Annotated in this window: 16 protein-coding genes and 1 pseudogene; 7 read left to right on the top strand and 10 right to left on the bottom strand. The window is 72.5% G+C overall.

Annotated features, from left to right (window positions below):
- Positions 1–105: 105 nt before the first annotated feature.
- A complete protein-coding gene (locus ACIGA3_RS20555; RefSeq protein ID WP_399717482.1) occupies positions 106–1,611 on the bottom strand; it encodes a PLP-dependent aminotransferase family protein in 1,506 nt (501 codons plus the stop codon).
- 103 nt (positions 1,612–1,714) lie between these two features.
- Between ACIGA3_RS20555 and ACIGA3_RS20550 the strand changes: the two genes are divergently transcribed.
- The 4 genes from ACIGA3_RS20550 (at position 1,715) to ACIGA3_RS20535 (ending at position 5,183) form a co-directional block, all read left to right on the top strand.
- Positions 1,715–2,368, top strand: a complete 654-nt coding sequence (locus ACIGA3_RS20550) for a YitT family protein (RefSeq protein WP_399717479.1) — start codon at positions 1,715–1,717, stop codon at positions 2,366–2,368.
- Entirely contained in the window at positions 2,365–3,132 is a 768-nt protein-coding gene (locus tag ACIGA3_RS20545; RefSeq protein WP_399717477.1) for a glycerophosphodiester phosphodiesterase, read from the top strand. The genes ACIGA3_RS20550 and ACIGA3_RS20545 overlap by 4 nt, the downstream gene beginning before the upstream one ends.
- A gap of 62 nt (positions 3,133–3,194) precedes the next feature.
- Positions 3,195–4,541, top strand: a complete 1,347-nt coding sequence (locus tag ACIGA3_RS20540; protein WP_399717476.1) for an MFS transporter — start codon at positions 3,195–3,197, stop codon at positions 4,539–4,541.
- A gap of 267 nt (positions 4,542–4,808) precedes the next feature.
- Complete coding sequence (locus ACIGA3_RS20535; protein WP_042173984.1) at positions 4,809–5,183, top strand: RNA polymerase-binding protein RbpA; 375 nt, start codon at positions 4,809–4,811, stop codon at positions 5,181–5,183.
- 123 nt (positions 5,184–5,306) lie between these two features.
- Here the strand turns inward: ACIGA3_RS20535 and fxsA are convergent, their stop codons facing one another.
- From fxsA to ACIGA3_RS20515, 4 genes are all read right to left on the bottom strand, one after another.
- Positions 5,307–5,864 (bottom strand): FxsA family membrane protein, encoded by a 558-nt coding sequence (gene fxsA, locus ACIGA3_RS20530; RefSeq protein ID WP_399717472.1) that lies wholly within the window; start codon positions 5,862–5,864, stop codon positions 5,307–5,309.
- 75 nt (positions 5,865–5,939) lie between these two features.
- The gene (locus tag ACIGA3_RS20525; RefSeq protein ID WP_399717469.1) at positions 5,940–6,728 is read right to left on the bottom strand and encodes a polyprenol monophosphomannose synthase; all 789 of its coding nucleotides are present in this window, start codon (positions 6,726–6,728) and stop codon (positions 5,940–5,942) included.
- A gap of 576 nt (positions 6,729–7,304) precedes the next feature.
- Positions 7,305–8,909, bottom strand: a complete 1,605-nt coding sequence (locus tag ACIGA3_RS20520) for an amidohydrolase (protein WP_399717466.1) — start codon at positions 8,907–8,909, stop codon at positions 7,305–7,307.
- Positions 8,910–8,968: 59 nt separating this feature from the next.
- Complete coding sequence (locus ACIGA3_RS20515) at positions 8,969–9,412, bottom strand: Lrp/AsnC family transcriptional regulator (RefSeq protein WP_030810457.1); 444 nt, start codon at positions 9,410–9,412, stop codon at positions 8,969–8,971.
- Between the two features lie 235 nt (positions 9,413–9,647).
- On the opposite strand from ACIGA3_RS20515, the gene ACIGA3_RS20510 reads away from it, so the two are divergent.
- Complete coding sequence (locus tag ACIGA3_RS20510; protein WP_399717462.1) at positions 9,648–10,091, top strand: hypothetical protein; 444 nt, start codon at positions 9,648–9,650, stop codon at positions 10,089–10,091.
- 361 nt (positions 10,092–10,452) lie between these two features.
- Here ACIGA3_RS20510 and ACIGA3_RS20505 read toward each other — a convergent pair whose 3' ends face one another.
- The 5 genes from ACIGA3_RS20505 to ACIGA3_RS20485 form a co-directional block, all read right to left on the bottom strand.
- A complete protein-coding gene (locus tag ACIGA3_RS20505; protein ID WP_399717460.1) occupies positions 10,453–11,625 on the bottom strand; it encodes an acyl-CoA dehydrogenase in 1,173 nt (390 codons plus the stop codon).
- 218 nt (positions 11,626–11,843) lie between these two features.
- Positions 11,844–12,536: a TetR/AcrR family transcriptional regulator gene (locus tag ACIGA3_RS20500; RefSeq protein WP_399717457.1), complete on the bottom strand. Its 693-nt coding sequence runs from the start codon at positions 12,534–12,536 to the stop codon at positions 11,844–11,846.
- Positions 12,537–12,673: 137 nt separating this feature from the next.
- On the bottom strand, positions 12,674–14,044 hold the full coding sequence (locus tag ACIGA3_RS20495; RefSeq protein ID WP_399717455.1) for a peptidase C39 family protein: 1,371 nt from the start codon (positions 14,042–14,044) through the stop codon (positions 12,674–12,676).
- A 251-nt stretch (positions 14,045–14,295) separates the two neighbouring features.
- Positions 14,296–15,837, bottom strand: a complete 1,542-nt coding sequence (locus ACIGA3_RS20490) for an amino acid permease (RefSeq protein ID WP_399717452.1) — start codon at positions 15,835–15,837, stop codon at positions 14,296–14,298.
- Between the two features lie 43 nt (positions 15,838–15,880).
- On the bottom strand, positions 15,881–16,837 hold the full coding sequence (locus ACIGA3_RS20485) for a hypothetical protein (RefSeq protein WP_399717450.1): 957 nt from the start codon (positions 16,835–16,837) through the stop codon (positions 15,881–15,883).
- A gap of 248 nt (positions 16,838–17,085) precedes the next feature.
- Here ACIGA3_RS20485 and ACIGA3_RS20480 point away from each other — a divergent pair.
- Positions 17,086–17,749, top strand: a pseudogene (locus ACIGA3_RS20480) (uridine kinase).
- A 432-nt stretch (positions 17,750–18,181) separates the two neighbouring features.
- Positions 18,182–20,044, top strand: coding sequence for an AAA family ATPase (locus ACIGA3_RS20475; RefSeq protein ID WP_399717626.1), 1,863 nt, complete (start codon positions 18,182–18,184; stop codon positions 20,042–20,044).
- Positions 20,045–20,052: the final 8 nt, after the last annotated feature.

Raw genomic sequence — 20,052 nt, 5'->3', positions numbered from 1 at the left:
GCACATACGAACGTGCCCGCTCCCATCCCTCGGAGCGGGCACGTTCGCGTGTGACCACCCCGAACACGGCGGCATGCCGACCGCACGGCAGGGACCGCGGCACCCCTACGCCACGAACGCCCCCGGCGCCTCCCCGCCCCCGGTGACCCCCGACTCCACCAGCCGGGCCGCCGACGCCAGCCGGGAGGCCGCCTCGTCCGCCACCGCGCCGCCCACCGTGAACGGCAGCCGCAAGTACCCCTCGAAGGCGCCGTCCACGCCGAAGCGGGGGCCGGAGGGGACGCGGACGCCCACGCGCTCACCCACTTCGGCGAGGCGGGAGCCGGAGAGGCCGCCGGCGCGGACCCAGAGGGTCAGACCGCCGGACGGCACCTCGTACTCCCAGTCGGGCAGCTCGCGGCGGAGGGCGGTGATCAGGGCGTCACGGTTCTCGCGGGCCTGGGCGCGGCGGAGCGCCACGGCCTGCTCCCAGCCGCCGCTGCTGAACAGCCAGTGCACGGCGAGCTGTTCGAGGACGGGCGTGCCGAGGTCGGCGTAGGCCCGCGCGGAGACCAGGCTGCGGATGACGTCCGGGGCGGCGCGCACCCAGCCGATGCGCATCCCGGCCCAGAACGCCTTGCTGGCCGAGCCGACCGTGATGACGGTGGAACCGGCCGGGTCGAAGCCGCACATCGGGCGCGGCATGTTCCGGCCCAGCTCCTCCTCGAACCACAGCTCGCTCATCGTCTCGTCGGCGACCAGCACGGTCCCGGCCGCGCGGGCCGCGTCGACGAGCCGGCGCCGCTGGTCCTCGTCGGCCAGCGCGCCCGTCGGATTGTGGAAGTCGGCGACGACGTAGGCGAGCCGGGGCGCGGCCTCGCGCAGCACCTGGCGCCAGCGTTCGAGGTCCCAGCCGGTGAGCCCCTCGGCCATGGCGACGGGGACGAGCCGGGCGCCGGCCTCCCGCATCAGCTGGAGGATGTTGGCGTAGGAGGGCGACTCCACGGCGATCCGCTCGCCCCGGCCCGCGAAGAGATGGCAGATGGCGTCGATGGCGCCCATCGCACCGGTGGTCACCATGATCTGCTCGGGCATGGTGGGGATGCCCCGCGCGGTGTACCGCTCGGCGATCATGGCGCGCAGCGCGGGCAGCCCGGCCGGGTAGTCGCCGTGGGTGTGGGCGTAGGGCGGCAGGTCCTCCAGCGCGCCGGTGACCGCGCGGGTGAGCCACGGCTCGGGGGCCGGAAGGGCCGCGCAGCCCAGGTCGATCATGGAGCCGAGCGCCTCGGGCGGGAGGGGCTCCAGTCCGCGCGCGGGCAGCGGGTTGCCCGCCGGGACGGCCGTCCAGCTGCCCGCACCGCGCCGGGACTCCAGGAAGCCCTCGGTGCGCAGGGTCTCGTACGCGGCGGCGACGGTGGTGCGGCTGACGGAGAGGGCGAGGGCCAGTTCGCGTTCGGCGGGCAGCCGGGCGGCCACAGGGACCCGCCCTTCGAGGACGAGCAGCCGGACGCCGTCGGCCAGGGCACGGTAGGCGGGCGGGCGGCGCGTGCCGGGGCCGCCCGGGCGGTCCTGCTGGGAGCCGAGCAGCCGGGCGAGCTGTGCGGCACCCACCGCAGAGGTCCAATGCGCCATGAAGATCAGTCCACCTTCCCCGGATTGGCCATGGATGGCCGTCCGTCCCAAGCCACAGAGTGGCACGGGTCAGTCCACTGTCACCACCCCAGGGGGGTATCCCATGTCCACTCCAGGCCGTCTCGGCCGCCGGCTGTTCCAGCTTTACGCCGGACTCGCGCTGTACGGGGCGAGTTCGGCGCTGCTCGTCAGGTCGGGCCTCGGCCTGGAGCCGTGGAATGTGCTGCACCAGGGGCTCGCCGGCCTCACCGGCCTCAGCATGGGCGTGGTCCTGACCCTGCTCGGCGCCGCGATCCTGCTGCTGTGGATACCGCTGCGCCAGCGTCCCGGCCTGGGCACGGTCTCCAATGTGCTGGTCATCGGGTTCGCCATGGACGCCACCCTGTCCGTGCTGCCCGGCGCGCACGGCCTGGCGGCGCGGATCACGCTGCTGGTCTCCGGGATCGTGCTCAACGGCGCGGCGACCGGTCTGTACATCGCGGCGGACTTCGGCCCCGGCCCGCGCGACGGTCTGATGACCGGACTGCACCGCCGCACCGGCCGCTCGATCCGGCTGATCCGCACCTGTGTGGAGGTCACCGTGGTGGCGACCGGCTTCGCCCTCGGCGGCACGGTGGGCGTCGGCACCGTGCTGTACGCGCTCTCGATCGGCCCCCTCGCCCAGTTCTTCCTGCGTGTCTTCGCGCTGCGCCCGGCGCCCGCGACAACCAGGGTGGTTGCCACCAGCGCGCCGGAGCGCGCGATACTGCGCCGGTGACCGAGCCGATACGCCATCCGTACCTGGACCATCCCGGCCCCATCGCCTTCGCCCACCGGGGCGGGGCGGCGGAGGGGGTGGAGAACACCGTGGCGCAGTTCCGCCGGGCGGTCGAGCGGGGCTACCGCTACATCGAGACCGACGTCCACCTCACCGCGGACGGCACGCTCGTCGCCTTCCACGACGACTCCCTGGACCGGGTCACCGACGGCACCGGCCGCATCGCGGACCTGCCGTGGGCGGACGTCCGGCACGCGCGCGTGGGCGGCAAGGAGCCCGTACCGCTCTTCGAGGAGCTGCTGGAGACCTTCCCCGAGGTCCGCTGGAACGTGGACGTCAAGGCGGAGGCCGCCCTGCTGCCCTTCCTGGACCTGGTCGGACGCACGGACGCCTGGGACCGCGTCTGCCTGGGCTCCTTCTCGGAGGCGCGGGTGCGGCGCGCACAGCGGCTGGCCGGGCCGAGGCTGGCCACCTCGTTCGGCACCCTCGGCGTACTGGGGCTGCGGCTGCGCTCCTGGGGGCTGCCCGCCCCGGTGCGCGGCTCCGCCGTCGCGGCGCAGGTGCCGGAGGCCCAGTCGGGCGTCCCGGTGGCCGACCGGCGCTTCGTGCGGGCGGCGCACGCGCTCGGGCTCCAGGTGCATGTGTGGACGGTCAACGAACCCGGGCGGATGCACCGGCTCCTGGATCTGGGAGTCGATGGCATCATGACCGATCACATCGACACGTTGCGCGAGGTCATGGAGGACCGCGGCGTCTGGGTCTGACCCGGCCCGTGACGCCTCCCCCGCCTTGGCACGGCACTGCGGCGGGGAAGCGAGGGCGCGGGGTGGGTATCGACACCGTGCGGGCGGGGGCGCCCGAGGAGACGGCGGGGCTACGGCGCGAGCAACGCGGCTGGTACATGTACGACTGGGCGTGCTCGGTCTACTCCACGAGCGTCCTGACCGTGTTCCTCGGCCCGTATCTCACCGCCGTGGCCCGGCACGCGGCCGACGCCGACGGCTATGTGCACCCGCTCGGGGTGCCGGTGCGGGCGGGCTCGTTCTTCGCGTACACCGTCTCCCTGTCCGTGATCGTCGCGGTGCTGGTGATGCCCCTGGTGGGGAGCCTGGCCGACCGTACGGGCCGCAAGAAGCCGCTGCTGGCGGCGGCCGCGTACACCGGGGCGGCCGCGACCACGGGCATGTTCTTCCTGGACGGCGACCGCTATCTGCTCGGCGGGCTGCTGCTGGTGGTGGCCAACGCGGCGCAGTCGGTCGGGATGATGCTCTACAACTCCTATCTGCCGCAGATCGCCCCGCCCGCCGAACGCGACGCGGTCTCCTCGCGCGGCTGGGCCTTCGGCTACGCGGCGGGCTCCCTGATGCTGGTCGCCAACCTGGTGCTGTACTCGGCCCACGACTCCTTCGGGCTCTCCCAGACCGCGGCCGTGCGGGTGTGCCTGGCCTCGGCCGGACTGTGGTGGGGAGCTTTCGCGCTGATCCCGCTGCGCAGACTGCGCGACCGGCACGCGCGCGTGGAGGGCGCCGCCCCGACCGGCCTGCGCCAGCTCGCGGCGACGGTGAAGGACATGCGCCGCCACCCCCGCACCCTCGCCTTCCTGCTGGCGTACCTCGTCTACAACGACGGCATCCAGACGGTGATCACCCAGGCGTCGGTGTACGGCTCGGAGGAGCTGGGGCTCGGCCAGTCCACGCTGATCGGCGCGGTGCTGCTGGTGCAGGTGCTGGCGGTGGCGGGCGCGCTGGCGATGGGCCGGCTGGCGCGGGTCCACGGCGCCCAGCGCACGATCCTCGGCTCACTGGTGGCCTGGACGCTCACCCTGGCCGCCGGGTACTTCCTGCCCGCCGGGGCGCCGGTGTTCTTCTACGTGCTGGCGGCCGCGATCGGGCTGGTGCTCGGCGGCAGCCAGGCGCTGTCCCGCTCGCTGTTCTCGCATCTGGTGCCGTCGGGCAAGGAGGCGGAGTACTTCGCCGCGTACGAGCTGAGTGACCGGGGCATGAGCTGGCTCGGTCCGCTGCTGTTCGGGGTGACCTACCAGCTGACCGGAAGCTACCGTTCCGCGATCGTCTCGCTGGTGGCCTTCTTCGTGATCGGCTTCGTCCTGCTGGCGCGGGTGCCGGTGCGGCGTGCGATCGACGAGGCGGGGAATCAGGTCCCGGAGAGAATTTAGCGTTCAACACGAAAGGGCGGTAGTGTACGCGTTTGGCCTGCCAGGCGTACCGTTACTGCGCGTCAAAGACAGTGAAACGCTGGGTCATATCTGCGAGCAGATGTGACAAACCGGACGCCTGTGGGTAGAACAAGGGGCGACTACGACGGCGACGCGCGGCCCGGAACGGGACTCCGGACGGGAATCTTTACCGCCGACCGGACGTTGACCGGATGACGACGACAGCGACACCTGTCCTGTGGGCGACAAGCCCGGGAGGCACGATTCATGAGTGAGCGAGCTCTTCGCGGTACGCGCCTCGTGGTGACCAGCTACGAGACGGACCGCGGTATCGACCTGGCCCCGCGCCAGGCCGTGGAGTACGCATGCGAGAAGGGGCATCGTTTCGAGATGCCCTTCTCGGTCGAGGCGGAGATTCCGCCGGAGTGGGAGTGCAAGGTCTGCGGGGCCCAGGCACTCCTGGTCGACGGCAACGGCCCTGAGGAGAAGAAGGCCAAGCCCGCGCGTACCCACTGGGACATGCTGATGGAGCGGCGCACCCGCGAGGAACTCGAAGAGGTCCTCGAGGAGCGCCTGGCGGTCCTGCGTTCGGGCGCGATGAACATCGCGGTACACCCGCGCGACAGCCGCAAGTCCGCGTAGCCCCGAGGGGCTGCGCCGGATCGAGCGCACAGTAGAACCGCGGGCGCCGTACATCGTCACGATGTACGGCGCCCGCGGTTCTGTGCTGTCCGGACCCCGCCCGAGCGCGAGACCCGCCCCGGCTCAGCGGTTCAGCGGCGGCCGGGGCTCGTCGGTGGGGTCGTCGCGGCGCTCGTGGATGACCTCGCCCTGCACGACCTTGCCGTCCGGGCGGTGGATACGGGCCTGCTGGAAGGCGTCGCCGAGGGAACCCTGCCTGGCCCCGCCCAGCTTGCGGCTCACCACGTGCTCGGTGCGGCGGCGTACGAGGTTCTGCACCGGGGGCAGCAGCAGGAGCAGTCCGGCCACGTCGGAGAGCATGCCGGGGAGCATCAGGAGGAGCCCGGCGAGCATCAGCAGGCCGTTGCTGCCACCGCCGGAGGCGGGCGCGGTGCCGCGGCGCAACGCCTCGTCCAGATTCCGGAAGGCGCGCCGGCCGGCCCGCTTCACGACGACCGCGCCCGCGACGAAGCCCGCGGCCAGGATCAGGAACACGGCGAGGCCCCCGGCCGCGTCCGCGACCAGGATGAGCAGCCAGATCTCCAGCATCAGCCAAGCCGCGATGGCGAGCGGCAGATACGTGCGCAGCGCCGAGCGCTTGGGCCGTCCGGTCCGCGGAGGGGTGGGTGCGCCAGTCGTCATGCTTCCAGTGTGCCTGGGCCCGGCTCAGCGCCGCATAAGGGGTGGATCATCCACGCCCGCCGGGCCCGTCGGGCGCTACCTGCCCTTGGCCTTGATCTTGCCGACGCGGTCGCCCACGCCCCACGCGGTGACCCGCCACAGGGCCTCCACGAGGATGTCCCGGCTCATCTTGGAGTCGCCGAACTCGCGCTCCACGAAGGTGATGGGGACCTCCACCACGTGGTAGCCGGCCTTGACCGCGCGGCGGGCCAGGTCGACCTGGAAGCAGTAGCCCTGCGAGGCGACCTCCTCCAGACCGAGCCCCTGGAGCGTCTCGGCGCGGAAGGCGCGGTAGCCGCCGGTGATGTCGCGCAGCGGCAGGTCGAGGGCGATGCGGGAGTAGAGGCTGCCGCCCCGGGAGATGACCTCACGGGACCTGGGCCAGTTCACCACCCGGCCGCCGGGCACCCAGCGCGAGCCGAGCACCAGGTCGGCACCCTTGAGGGCGGTCAGCAGGCGGGGCAGTTCCTCGGGCTGGTGGGAGCCGTCGGCGTCCATCTCGACCAGCACGCCGTAGCCATGCTCGAGGCCCCAGCGGAAGCCGGCGAGGTAGGCGGCACCCAGGCCCTCCTTGCCCTTGCGGTGCAGCACCTGGACGTTGTCGTCCGCGACGGCCAGCTCATCGGCCAGCTTGCCGGTGCCGTCCGGGCTGTTGTCGTCCGCCACGAGGACGTGCGCCTCGGGGACGGCCTTGCGTACCCGGCCCACGATGGCCTTGATGTTCTCCGCCTCGTTGTAGGTCGGAATGATCACCAAGGCCGTGCCGAGCGGACCGAACTGCCGCCCCCTGGCCTTGGCCGAGAGGGTCCCGTCGCCGTCGTTCACTGCTGCCCCTTCATGTCGTGCGCAGGCGTCCACCATAGTGGCCACGGCCTGCGATGACGCTGCGGCACGGGCCGCGGGCGGTGTCGGAAGCCGGCGATCGGGGTAGGAACGCGCTTTTCGGCAACTTTTCAGAGATTTCTCGGAGGCTTCTCGGAGGCTTCTCGGCGGGTTTCCCGCGGCGGATGGGGGCCCGGCGTTCTTCGGGCCGGCCTGGGACCCGCTGGCTGCGGGTCGACCGAGAGCCGTTGTCTACTGAGCGCGCGGGCCCCATCCGGGTCACACCTTGCCGACCGGCCGGAGCGCTCCCTCGTCGGCGCGAGCACTGCGCCTGGCTGCCGTCGACGGTGCCCCGGTACGGCACACCGTCCTGACCCAGTGGCGCTGCGACGAGTGCGCGAACACTCCCCGGTCGAACGTCCGTTGGTGGACTCGGCCGAACCTACCGGCCCGCCGCTGTCGGCTGTCAACAGCCCTCTGGCCTGCGCGTACGCCGGTCAGGGCGCGGAAAACGGCGGGGATGCGCAGGTCGGACGCCCGGGCGGGGCCACCCGTTCGGCGGGACGCCGGGGCGGGAGATCACTCGCCCGGCCGTACGAACACCGTCCGTCCCCCGACCACCGTCCGCAGGCAGACCGGGAGTCCGGTGCCGGGGGTGAGGTCGGGCAGGCCGGGGGTGCCGGAGCGCGGATCGGTGGACCAGCGGGCCACCCGGTCGTCGGGGGCCTGCACGATCAGGTCGCCGGTGTGCCAGACCGCGTAGTCGGCGGGCGCGCCCGGCACCAGGACGCCCGCGTCGTCCCGGCCGATGGCGCGCCAGCCGCCGCGCGTGTGCGCGGTGAACGCGGCCCGCACGGAGACCCGGTGTTCGGGCGTGCGGTGGAAGGCGGCGGCGCGGACGGTGCCCCAGGGGTCGAGCGGGGTGACCGGGCTGTCGGAGCCGAAGGCGAGCGGCACCCCGGCGCGCAGCAGGGCCGCGTACGGGTTGAGGGTGCGGGCCCGCTCGACGCCCAGGCGGCGCGCGTACATGCCGTCGTCGCCACCCCAGACGGCGTCGAAGGCGGGCTGCACGGAGGCGATCAGGCCCAGCTCGGCGAAGGCGGCGACGGTGTCGGGGGTGAGCATCTCGGCATGCTCGACGCGGTGCCGGGCGGCCCGGACGCGGGCGAGGCCGAGCTTCTCGGCGGCGGCGCGGACGCCCTCGACGACGGCGGTGACGGCGGCGTCACCGATGGCGTGGAAGCCCGCCTGGAGCCCGGCCTCGGTGCAGGCGACGACGTGTTCGGCGACCGCGCCGGCGTCCAGGTAGGCGGTGCCGGTGTGTGGGACGTCGGCGTACGGCTGGTGCAGGCAGGCGGTGTGGGAGCCGAGGGCGCCGTCCACGAAGAGGTCGCCGGCCGCGCCCACCGCGCCCAGTTCGCGCGCCTTGTCGACATCCCGGTCGGCCCAGTAGCCGACGACGCGGGGGCCGGGCAGCCCTTCGGCGAGCCTCAGCAGGCCGGTGAAGTCGTCCTCGGAGGAGATCTGGGGGCCGCCGCACTCGTGCACCGAGCCGATGCCGAGGGAGGCCGCGTGGGCGAGCGCGGTGCGCTGGGCCTCGGCGCGCTGGGCCGGGGCGAGCGCGCCCAGGGCGGCCTCGCGGACGGTGTGGTGGTCGTCGGCGGTGAGCGGGGCGTCGGCCCGGCTCACGCCGGCCGGCACCAGGTCCAGCAGGGCGGTGGTGACGACGGCCGAGTGGACGTCGGCGCGGGAGAGGTAGAGCGGGCGGCCCCCGGTGGCGGCGTCCAGTTCGGCGCGGGCCGGCGGGCGGCCCCCGGGCCAGCGCGCGGAGTCCCAGCCGTGGCCCAGCAGGACACGGTCGGCGGGGCGGGCGGCGGCGAAGTCCCGGACGAGGCCGAGGGCCGCCTCCAGCGTCGGCGCGCCGGAGAGGTCGAGCCCGGTCAGGGCGAGTCCGGTGGCGGTGGTGTGGACGTGGGCGTCGGTGAAGGCGGGGGTGACCAGGGCGCCGTCGAGGTCGATCACCTCGTCCACCCCGTCGGCGAAGGCGTCAGCGGCGCCCTCGGAGCCCACCCAGGCGACCTGGCCGCGCTCCACCACCATCGCGGTGGCGAAGGGGTCGGCGGGGCTGTGGACCTCTCCTCGGCGCAGGAGGACGGTCGTGGGGTCGGCGGGCTGCTCACTCATGCCCACCAGTCTCTCCCGTACCCGCGAGGCGCCCGGTACCGGGGCGCGTGTCGGGTGGCTCAGGAGATCTTCGGCGGGCGTGCCTCGTACGGCGTGGACAGCACGACCGTGGTCCGGGTGGAGACCCCGGCCAGGGAGCGGAGCCGGGCGAGCAGTTCCTCCAGTTCGTGCGGGGTGGCGACCCGCACCTTGAGGATGTAGTTCTCGTCGCCGGCGACGCTGTGGCACGCCTCGATCTCGGGGACGCCCGCGAGCCGTTCGGCGATGTCGTCGGGGGCGCTGGGGTCGAAGGGTTTGACGGAGATGAACGCGGTCATCGGCAGCCCGACGGCCTCGGGGTCGACGACGGCGGCGTAGCCGCGGATGACACCCCGCTGTTCGAGCCGGCGCACCCGCTGGTGCACGGCTGACGTGGACAGGCCCGTGGCCTTGCCCAGGTCCGTGTAGCTCATCCGCCCGTCCTTGACGAGCAGCTGCACGATCTGACGATCCAGCTCCTCCATGCCGCCAAAACCTACCGTGCCGACGCGCGCGCGTGCGCGCGGGAGAGCTTCGGGGATCTCCGATGGCGCGGCTCGCGGCATCTGGGCGGATATCCACCGTTAGCCTGTGACGAACGCCACACCACTTGAACGCGCTCCGTGAGGTTCTCACGATTACCGGCGAGACTCGACGGGAAGTGCTTGCTGTGGTCGAGGCCGCAGTGCCTTCACGGCCCAGCCTTAGGGGGAGAATCCCATGCAGAGTGTCAAGCGCCCCGTGCGCTCCGTCGCCAAGCGGCAGCAGTCGGTCGTCGAGCCCGAGCCGGAGTGCGTCGAACCCGACTCCGGTGACGCCTACGGCCTCGACGCCGACTACGACACCTTCGAGATGTACCGGGTGATCTGCCCGGACTGCGCGCAGGCCATCGCGCTGCTGGCGGACGAGGAGTCCCTTCCGGAGCACGCGCTGTGCGCGTCGCCGTGGAACCCGTTCGGGCTGACGGCCTGCGCCGGCACGGGCCGCGCGGCGGCCGACGCCCGCCCCGCCGACGAGTCCTTCACGCCGCAGGAGCAGGACACCGCCCTGCTCCTGACGCTCCCCCAGGGCCTGGACTGGCGGACACAGCCCTTCTCACACGTGGGCGGTGCGGGCTCGCGTCCGCTGCAGATGCCGTTCATGCGCGGCCAGGCCGCCGCCTGAGCCCGTCAGGGCCGCGAACGTTCCCGTGACCCCGCAGCAGGGCGCAGCGCGCCCTGCTGCGGGGTCACCGCGTTCGGGCGGGGTGTGGACGGCGCTGAACTGACGCTCGATTCCCCGCGCCGGTGACCCGCCCGGCCACGCTCGCGTTGGCCAGGCATGACTCCCACTCAGACGGCCACCGGGCGTCAGCGCCGCGTCTACCTGCCCCGGCCCGCGGAATCGGCTTCGTCCCCGCAGCACCCGGACCCGCCCATCTACACCGAGCTGATGCGGATCTGGGCCGACCGGGGCCGCACACTGCCGGGGCGCCATGACCCGGAGTGGACCGAGCTGGCGGCCCCGACCGTGCGCAGGGGGCAGTTCAGCGACTCTCCGGCCCCGCCAGATGACGAGCGATGACCATCCGCTGGATCTGGTTCGTGCCCTCGACGATCTGGAGCACCTTGGCCTCGCGCATGTAGCGCTCGGCCGGGAAGTCGGCGGTGTAGCCGTACCCGCCGAGGATCTGCACGGCGTCGGTGGTGACCCGCATCGCCGTGTCGGTGCAGTGCAGCTTGGCCATGGCGGCCTGCTTGGCGAACGGCCTGCCCGCGTCCTTCAGCCGGGCCGCGGCCAGATACAGCGCCCGGCCGGCCTCGATCTGGGTGGCCATGTCGGCCAGCATGAAGCGCAGTCCCTGGAAGTCCGCGATGGGGTGGCCGAACTGCCGGCGCTCGGCCGCGTAGGACACCGCCTGGTCCAGAGCCGCCTGGGCGACTCCGATGGCGCAGGCGGCTATGCCGAGCCGGCCCGAGTCGAGGGCGGACAGGGCGATGCCGAAGCCCTGGCCCTCCTCGCCGATGCGGCGCTCGTCCGGGACGCGTACGCCGTCCAGGTGAACCTGGGCGGTGGGGCTGCCCTTGAGGCCCATCTTCTTCTCCGGCGCGGCCGCGCTCAGGCCCTCGGCGTCGCCGGGCACCAGGAAGGCGGTGATGCCGCGCGGGCCGTCCTCGCCGGTGCGGGCCATCACGGTGTAGAAGTCGGCGATGCCGCCGTGGGTGATCCACGCCTTGGTGCCGCTCAGCACCCAGTCGTCGCCGTCCCGGACGGCCCTGGTGCGCAGGGAGGCGGCGTCGGAGCCGGAGGACGCCTCCGACAGGCAGTAGGCGCCGAGCAGGCCGCCGCCGAGCATGGCGGGCAGGTGCTCGACCTGCTGCTGCTTGGTGCCGTGGGTGGCGAGCGCGTACGAGGCGAGGGTGTGCACGCTGACGCCGAGGCCGACGGTGAGGCGGGCCGCGGCCAGCTCCTCCAGCACCTGGAGGTAGACCTCGTAGGGCTGCTCGCCGCCGCCGTGCTCGGGGTCGTAGGGCAGGCCCAGCAGGCCCGCTTCCGAGAGCAGGGTGAAGACCTCGCGGGGGAAGCGTCCGGCGTCCTCCTCCTCGGCCGCCTTCGGCGCGATCTCGCGCTGTGCGATGTCCCGGACCAGGGCGAGCAGATCCCTCGCCTCGTCCGTGGGCAGTTGACGCTCCACCGGCTGCGTTTCGCGGTCGGACATGGCGTCGGACTCCTCCCTGTGCGGGCACATCGACGGATGTGCGCCTTGGGTGGGGCGGCTCCGCGCGATCGCTCCGGTTGCGCCGAGGGCGGGCTTCCGGGTCTCGGAAGCGGCTGACCAGCGGCTTGTGCCGTGAGTATGCCCGATCGGGGACCTCCCGTCACCAGTTAACGACCGCTTACTTCAAGAATCCAGCCGGGGCTGTTCCGGGGACTCTTTCAGCCGTCGCGGCGGGCCGGCGGCGGGGCCGGGCAGGAGGGGTCCAGCTCCTCGACGGCGCGCAGGGTGCCGCCGAGCGTCTTCACCAGCAGCTCGCCGAGGGCGGCGCGGGTCAGCTCGGGGCGGCCGATCCAGTCGAGCGTGGTGCCCTCGACGCTGCACACCCAGGAGAACAGTCCGGTGCGGGCCAGCGGGCCGATGTCGGTCCTGCCGTACGCGCCGTCGGCGATGGTGGCGACGATGGCCTCGCGCACCCCGTCCCGGATGGCGTGCACCTCAGCGTCGAAGCCGACGCCGCCGCTGACGATGGTGCGGTAGGCGGCCTGGTGGTGCTCGGCGAAGCGGAGATAGCCGTCGATGGTGCGCTGGAGGCGGTCCACGGCGGGCAGCTCGGCACCGCTGGCGGCGAAGGCGACCAGCTCGGCCACGGAGTCCTGGACGATCGCCAGGTAGTAGCCGCGCTTGGAGCGGAAGTAGTAGTAGATCAGGCCCTTGGCGACATGGGCCTGGCGGGCGATGTCGTCCATGGACAGCGCGTCGTAGGAGGTGTCCGCGAACAGCGCGCGCCCGATGGCGATGAGCTCGGCACGGCGGGCCGCGGAGCGTTCGGTGCCGCGCGCCCGCACGGGGGCGCCTCCCGCGCGGCCCGGGCCGTGGGCCGGAGGGTGGGCGGCGGCACGCTGTTGACGCATGTTCACTTTCGACCCTGGTCTCGGCAGTTGGCAGGACCTCGCAGTATGACAGAGGGCGCCGGGCGGGCCGGAGGGCGCCGTCGGGGGCGCACGTGGCGGGCGGCGGGCGGACCGGAGCCCGCCCGCCGCCCGGCACGTCAGCGCACGCCCACCGCCGCGAGCGCGCGCAGCTGACGCGGGGTCGGCCGGGCCGGGAAGTACAGGTAGCAGACACCGCCCGTACCGCTTCTGACCTTGCCGTCCGCGTCGTAGCGCTTCGTCCGCAGCCAGATGTTCTCCCACTCCCGGCGTGCGTAGACCCGGCGCACCTCGGCGTCGCTGGGTGAGGCCGGGTCGTTGGCGATGATGTCGCCGGCGGCGGTGAAGCCGATGACCGTCATCAGGTGGCCGGAGGTGCCGTAACCGGCTCCGGCCAGCTCGGTCTTGAGGAAGGACTGGGAGGTGATGGCCGGGATGCCCGCCGCGATCAGGGTCTCCAGATCGGTGAGCGAGGTCAGCCGGGTCACCACGCCCTGGATGCCGGGGAAGGTGGCCGCGTAGGCGGCGTTGAACGGCCAGTTGCCGCAGCCGGTGTACTGGTGGTCGTAGGTGTACCGGGCCGCGTGGTCCACCTGCGGGTCGGCATAGGTGGGGTCGACCCAGGAGAGCTGCTCCGGGGTGAGCCGGCCGCCCCAGTACTCGATGATCATCTGCGAGGAGGTCGGGCTGCACCACGCCTCGCCGCCGTTGTCGTACTGCGGGTACTGGCCCTTGTGGATCTCCTGCGAGTAGCGCGGTACGACGAGTTCGCGGGCGAGGCCGGGGGTGGACGCCGGGACGGTGAAGCGGTCGGGGATGTCGGAGCCCATCGCGCCGACCCGCCACACGGTCGGGGTGCGGCGGGTGCCCGGCGTCCGGTACAGGGTGAGCCGCAGCCGGTACGCCACCGCGCGCAGGCCGGTGCTCGCGTCGTCGATGGCGAAGGTGTCGGTCCACACCGAGCTCTTGCCGTCGCTCTGGTCGTCCACCGAGGTCCGCTTGATGTCCTCGTCGCCCGCGGCCCAGCGGCCCATCACGTACCAGGGGGCGGCGGTGCCGTCGGAGTACGTGGCCTGGAGCTCGATCTGGAGCCAGGTCCCGGCCGGGGTGTCCGCGTTCCAGGAGGCGATCAGCTCGGTGGCGGGCACCCCGAGCCGGTGGACCGGGGAGGTCCAGGTGGCGTACTCCCAGGTGGCGGTGGTGCCGGTGTGCGGGTCGGTGTAGTCGGTGCGGCCCACGGGCGCGCCGATGGCGACGCCGGGACGGCGGCCGGGGACGGTCCGGACGCCGCGTCCGGTGCCGCCGCGCCAGTCGGGATACGTGGTCCAGGCGCGGTTGTCGACGGGACGGGCGGGCGCGCGGCCCGAGTCGTCGGCGTCGGCGGCCGCCGGTGCGGTGGCGGCGGCCGCGGGTACCGTTCCGGCGGCCACCGCGACGGCGAAGGCTGCGGCGAGAACGGTTCGGCGGGACGGCTGCTGGGCTCTGCTCATGGGCGCGACTACCCCCAGGTGTCCGGGTCGGGACGGTTCAGGTGCACGGTTGTGCGCCAACTATGGGGCAGGCGACATGCCCCTGCCAGCACTTCGGCGCATGCCGCGCCCATGAATATTGGTCTTGGCCAATGAAGCCCGTTCCGTCGGAGGGATCGGCGGACCGGCACAGGACGGCCCCGGTGCGGGCGGGACGCCGCGCACCGGGGCCGTGGCGAGCCCGCCATGGCAGGCTCATGTCATCCGGAAACTCAGACCAGGTCCATCGCCGCGACCTCGTCGGGGCGGCCGTAGCTGACCGGCCCCTGGAAGCGGCGGCGGGCCGTGGTGAACCACCACACCGTGGCGATGAGCAGGACGGCCGCCAGCGCGATCGGCGCGTAGTTGAAGGAGTCCGCGGTGATCGGGGACGCCTGCGGGAGCATGAACAGGACGCTGCTGAGCAGGATCCAGGTCACCGCGACCCAGCCGATCGGCTTGCCCCAGCGGCCCAGGTGCCAGGGGCCGGGCTGGAACGCGTCGCCGAGGCGCAGCCGCAGGAAGATCGGCACCGCGTAGGCGAGGAACAGCCCGACCACGTTGACGCTGACGATCGCCGTGAACGCCGTGTGGGACCACCAGCCGGGCACCACCAGGGCGAGCGAGCAGGCAACGGCGAGCCACACCGCCTTGACGGGCGTACGGGTGCGCGTGGAGACCGAGTGCCACCAGCGGGAGCCGGGCATGGCACCGTCCCGCGAGAAGGCGAAGATCTGCCGGGTGTTGCTGGTGAGGTTGGCGAGGCCGCAGAAGAGCATGGCGCCGATGACGATGAGCAGCATGGCCTTGGCGGTGCCGAGGCCGAGCCCGTCGATGAGAATCTGGACGGGAGGGGCGTCCGAACCGGCCACCTTGGTGTAGTCGCTAATGCTGTAGACCAGCGCGAGCATCAGGATCAGGCCGGTGATCGCCGAATAGCCGATGGCGCGGGTGATGCCCTTCGGCGCGTTGACCGTCGCCTGGACCGTTTCCTCCGACATGTGGAAGCTGCCGTCGAAGCCGGTGAAGGTCCAGCTGGTGACCAGCAGGCCCAGCATGCCGCCGTAAAGACCGTTGGTGAAGCCGGTGTTGTTCTCGAAATGCGTCACGAAGGACGCCGACTGATGATGATCGGGAATCACGATGAGTGCGCCCACGATCACCACGAGTCCGATCAGCAGCCACCACACAGAAATCCGGTTCAGCACCGCGACGAGCTGGACGGTGTAGGTGTTGGCGAACCCCTGGAGCACGATGATCAGCGCGGTGATCAGTACCGTCTGGTGGGCGGTGGGCTCGTACGACGGCCACTGCAGGGCGACGAACGCCTGGATGAAGGTGGCGGCGGCGTAACCCGTGGCGGCGGTGCCGCCGATCTGGCCGACGAAGTTCAGCCAGCCGGTGAACCAGGACCAGGCGCCCTTGTGCCGCTTGGCGAGTTTACCGGCGGAGAAATAAAGCGCCCCGCTCGTCGGATAGGCGGAGGCGACCTCCGCCATGGCGGCGCCGATGAACAGCACCATCACCGAAACCCCGATCCAGCCGAACACGAGAACACGGGGGCCACCCGCACTCAGGCCGAATCCGAAGGACGAGAAAATACCCGAGAGGATATTGATGATGGTGAAGGAGATCGCGAAATTGTCGAACGCCTTGAAACGACGCGTGAGTTTACGCGGATAACCCATCGCGTGCAGGGTCGCGTCGTCGTCGAGCACGACCGGGTCCTCGGCCGCCGGAGCCTTGGCCCCTGGCGGCGATATCCGTTCCGACACTGATCTGCCTTTCTGTTGGGGGTGGACGCGGTAGATGTGGTTCTCAGGCGGGTCCGGGGACGGGCAGACCGCAGGCGCGCCGGGCGCGGGAGAGCTGTTCGGCGGGGTCGCCGAAGGCGCTCCAGGGCATGCGCGAGGCGTACGGGCCCATCGCCGCGAAGACCGCACGTGCCTCGAACTCGCTCTGGCCCATGACCAGCGCGTGCGCGAGGTAGGCCAGGTCGAGCACCGGGGTGAAGCGGCAACCGGCCACCGCGGGCAGCCAGTTGCGGTAGGCGGCCAGCGCGGTGGAGCGCCACTGTGGCTGCTCCCAGACCCGGTCGGCGAGGAGCTGGGTCGGGTTGTAGCTCTCCACCAGCGCGACCAGCGGCAGCAGTCTGAGCGCGGAGTCGGCGGGCGCGCGCTGGCTGAGGAAGGCGGCCACGTCCCAGGCGGCGTTGACCGAGCCGCCGTGCCGGGTGAAGAAGAAGGAGAGGAAGCGGTGATGGCCCTCGCGGTGCCAGGGGTCCAGGGACAGGATGTGGGCGAACAGCCGCCAGGGGCCGGGCGGCGCGGTGAGCAGGCCCTGCGGCGCCGGTTCGCGCAGCTGGTGCAGCCGGGCCATGGCCAGCTTGGCGACCCACGGCGTGGGGTCGCCGGGGGCGAGGGCGGCGGCACGCTCGCAGGCGGTCAGCGCGATCCGCTCCAGCGCCTCGGCGCGCTCGTCGCGCGCGTCGGCGGCCCGCATCGCGCGCTGCACGGCCACACGGGCCCACATCAGCGCGGCCTCGGGCGACGGCTCCTCGGCGAGCCAGCGCTCCACGAGGTCGGTGCCGGCGGCCTCCGAGGCCAGCACCAGCGAGCGGTGGGCGCGCAGCGCGAAATCGGACCGGGTCTCGGCGAGGGCCTCGTAGGCGTAGCGATGACGTCCGGCACGCACATCGACGCATACGCTCGCCAGGACGCGGTCGTCGGCCGCCGGGTGCCAGACGTACTGCCCCTCGAATAACTCCGCGGCCATGCTCCCCTGTCCGTCCCGATACGACGCGTCGCAGTTGTGCAGGACGCACCTTACTCACCGGCCGACGCACCTGGAACGCCTAATTTCACATATCGGTCGGCGGATTCCGAGTGAAAATCTCCACCGATTGACCTTGGGTCAGCGGGCGGTTCGGGAAGTGGCGTTTTCCCGCCGCCGGGCACCGCCCCCATCGGCCCCTACTAGACTGTTTCCGGCAGAACTCCCCCACACCGCACCACACCTCAGGAATCACCATTCGCGACCTCGCCGGCCGCCTGCGCGGCCTCCCCCCGTCACTGGGGCCGGTCCGGCTGATCGGCGTCGACGGGCACGCGGGCTCCGGGAAGTCCACCTTCGCCGGACAGCTGGCCGCCGCGCTCGGCGGGGCGCCGGTGCTGCACCTGGACGACATCGCCAGTCATGCCGAACTCTTCGCCTGGACCGGCCGGTTCACCGCCGAGGTGATCGAGCCGCTGGGCCGGGGTGAGAGCGCGCGGTACGCCCCCTACGACTGGAACCTGCGCGCCTTCGGCCCGCTCCGCACCCTGCCGCCCGCCCCGGTGATCCTGGTCGAGGGCGTGGGCGCGGGACGCCGGGAGCTGCGCCCGCACCTGGCGTCGCTGCTGTGGATGGAGCTGCCCGCGCGGGAGTCCTGGGCGCGCGGCCGCCGCCGGGACGGCGCCGCGCAGCGGGCGTTCTGGGACGGCGCCGCGCAGCGGGCGTTCTGGGACGGCTGGACCGCGGCGGAGCGCGCCCACTTCGCCGCCGACCCCTCGCGCCCCCACGCACACCTCCTGGTGCGCGCGACGCCGGCGGGGTACGAGGTGCTGCCCGGGCCCGCGAGCCCCCTCTGACCGAGCTCGCCCCATCCGAATTTTCACTCACGGTGACGGCTCATCCGCTGTGTGCTGAACTTGTGAAGACGGTGGCATCGGAACTTCGTTCAGGGGTCCAACTTCGCTTGACCCGGCGCCCGTACAGGTCTTACGTTCTCTACACACGGCCCGTCGCGGACCGTCCGAAGACACGAAGCCCCCGATCGTTCCCCCGTGATCGGGGGCTTCGTACTGCCCCGAGCCGGTTTCCGGGGAGCCGGACGCATCGATCTGATCACCCTCGGTGACCGCGCCCCTTGCGCCCCGCATGCTCCCACCTCGTCAAACACCGTCTGCGGCACCCTTCGGCAGCCGGTGTTCCCACGGGTACGATGCCCTCGGTGCGACCTTCGAGCGGCTGCCTCGCGCACCTGCAACTCCGGTCCGCGGTACAGCGGTTCGACCGCGGAGACCGCCGAGCGCCTGCCCGGCGGGCAACCAACGGGGGGCACGGTTCGTGGGGGACGTGATGGACTTCGGCACGCGGGGCCCCGAGGCCCCGGCCGACCTCGCCTGGATGCGAGGCGTGGACGCCTACACAATGGGCGCCTACCCGCAGGCGGAGGAGGAGTTCCGCGCCGCGGCGCGGATGGACCCGGGGATGGCCGACGCCTGGCTCGGACTGCACGCGCTCAGGGTCGACACGACCACCGCGCTGCTCAGGATGTTCCGGCACCGCGACCGCTTCGGCGAGCAGCGCGCCCGGCACCGCCGCGCCCTCAACTCCTGGTACTGGCTGGGCTGGTGGGTGCAGCCGGTGCTGGAGAGCCCCCGCGATCTGCTGCTGGCGCACGCCTCGCACTGGCTGGACGGCCGCCATGTGCCGGAGCTGGACCGGGCGCTGGCCGGGCTGCCGCCCGTGGACACCGACCCGCAGGTGCGGTTCCTGCACGCCTGCCGCGCCTATCTGGTCAAGGACTGGGACCAGCTGGTCCGGCACACCGACCCGCTGCTGGACGACCCCCTGCTCGGGATAGAGGCGGGCCTGTTCGGCGGCATGGCCCGGGTCCGGCTGGAGACGTTCGGGCAGGCCGAGCCGCTGCTCGCGGCCGCCCTGATGCGCTGCCGCAGCGAACAGCCGCAGCGCAAGGAGCTCCGGTACTGGCTGGCCCGCGCCCACGAGGGGACCGGCCGCAGCGCCGCCGCGCTGCCGCTGTACCGGGCCGTGCACCGGGTCGACCCGGCCTTCATGGACACCTCCGCCCGGCTCGCCGCCATCGCCGAGGGCGACGGGTACGACGACCCGGCCGACTTCGCGGCGATCACCCTGTCCGGCGCCGGGCAGGACACGATGGACGGCCCCGACACCCTCGACCCGGTGTTCGGCACCGAGGGCCGCGATCTGCGGCTTTCCGAGCCCGACCTGCCGACCGGGCCGCTCCCCTCGGTGCCGGACCGGACGGTCCGGGTGAAGAGCGGTGTGTCCTCCCCGCACCTGCCGGCCGGGCCGACCGATCCGGCCTTACTGGAGGAGGCGCTCGCGGAGCTGGAACGCATGGTGGGTCTGGAACCCGTCAAGCGGCAGGTGAAGGCGCTCTCCGCGCAGCTGAACATGGCCCGGCTGCGTGCCGGGCAGGGGCTGCCGGTGCAGCCGCCGAAACGGCACTTCGTCTTCTCCGGCCCCTCCGGCACCGGCAAGACCACGGTGGCCCGCATCCTCGGCCGGGTCTTCTACGCGCTGGGGCTGCTCGGCGGCGATCACCTGGTGGAGGCGCAGCGGGCCGATCTGGTCGGGGAGTACCTGGGCCAGACCGCCGTGAAGGCCAATGAGCTGATCGACTCGGCCATCGGCGGGGTGCTCTTCGTGGACGAGGCGTACGCGCTGTCCAACTCCGGGTACGGCAAGGGCGACGCGTACGGCGACGAGGCGCTCCAGGTGCTGCTGAAGCGGGCCGAGGACAACCGGGACCACCTGGTGGTGATCCTCGCCGGGTACCCCGAGGGCATGGACCGGCTGCTGGCGGCCAACCCCGGTCTGTCGTCCCGCTTCACGACCCGTGTGGACTTCCCCTCCTACCGGCCCGCCGAACTCACCGAGATCGGCCGGGTGCTCGCGGCGGAGAACGGCGACGAGTGGGACGAGGAGGCAGTGGAGGAGCTGCGCTCCATCGCCGGGCACGTGGTCGACCAGGGCTGGATCGACGAACTGGGCAACGGCCGGTTCCTGCGCACGATGTACGAGAAGAGCTGCGCGTACCGGGATCTGCGGCTGTCCACCTGTCCGGGCGTGCTCTCCCGCGAGGACCTGGCCACCCTGCGGCTGCCTGACCTGATGCAGGCGTACGGCGAGGTGCTGTCGGGCCGGGCACCGCAGGACCCGTCGGCGATGTGACGGGCCCT

The organism is Streptomyces sp. NPDC085596, from assembly GCF_044541565.1.
Taxonomy (GTDB): Bacteria; Actinomycetota; Actinomycetes; order Streptomycetales; family Streptomycetaceae; genus Streptomyces.
The sequence above is the reverse complement of the archived record's forward strand: the minus strand, read 5'-3'. Positions and strand labels throughout refer to the sequence as shown.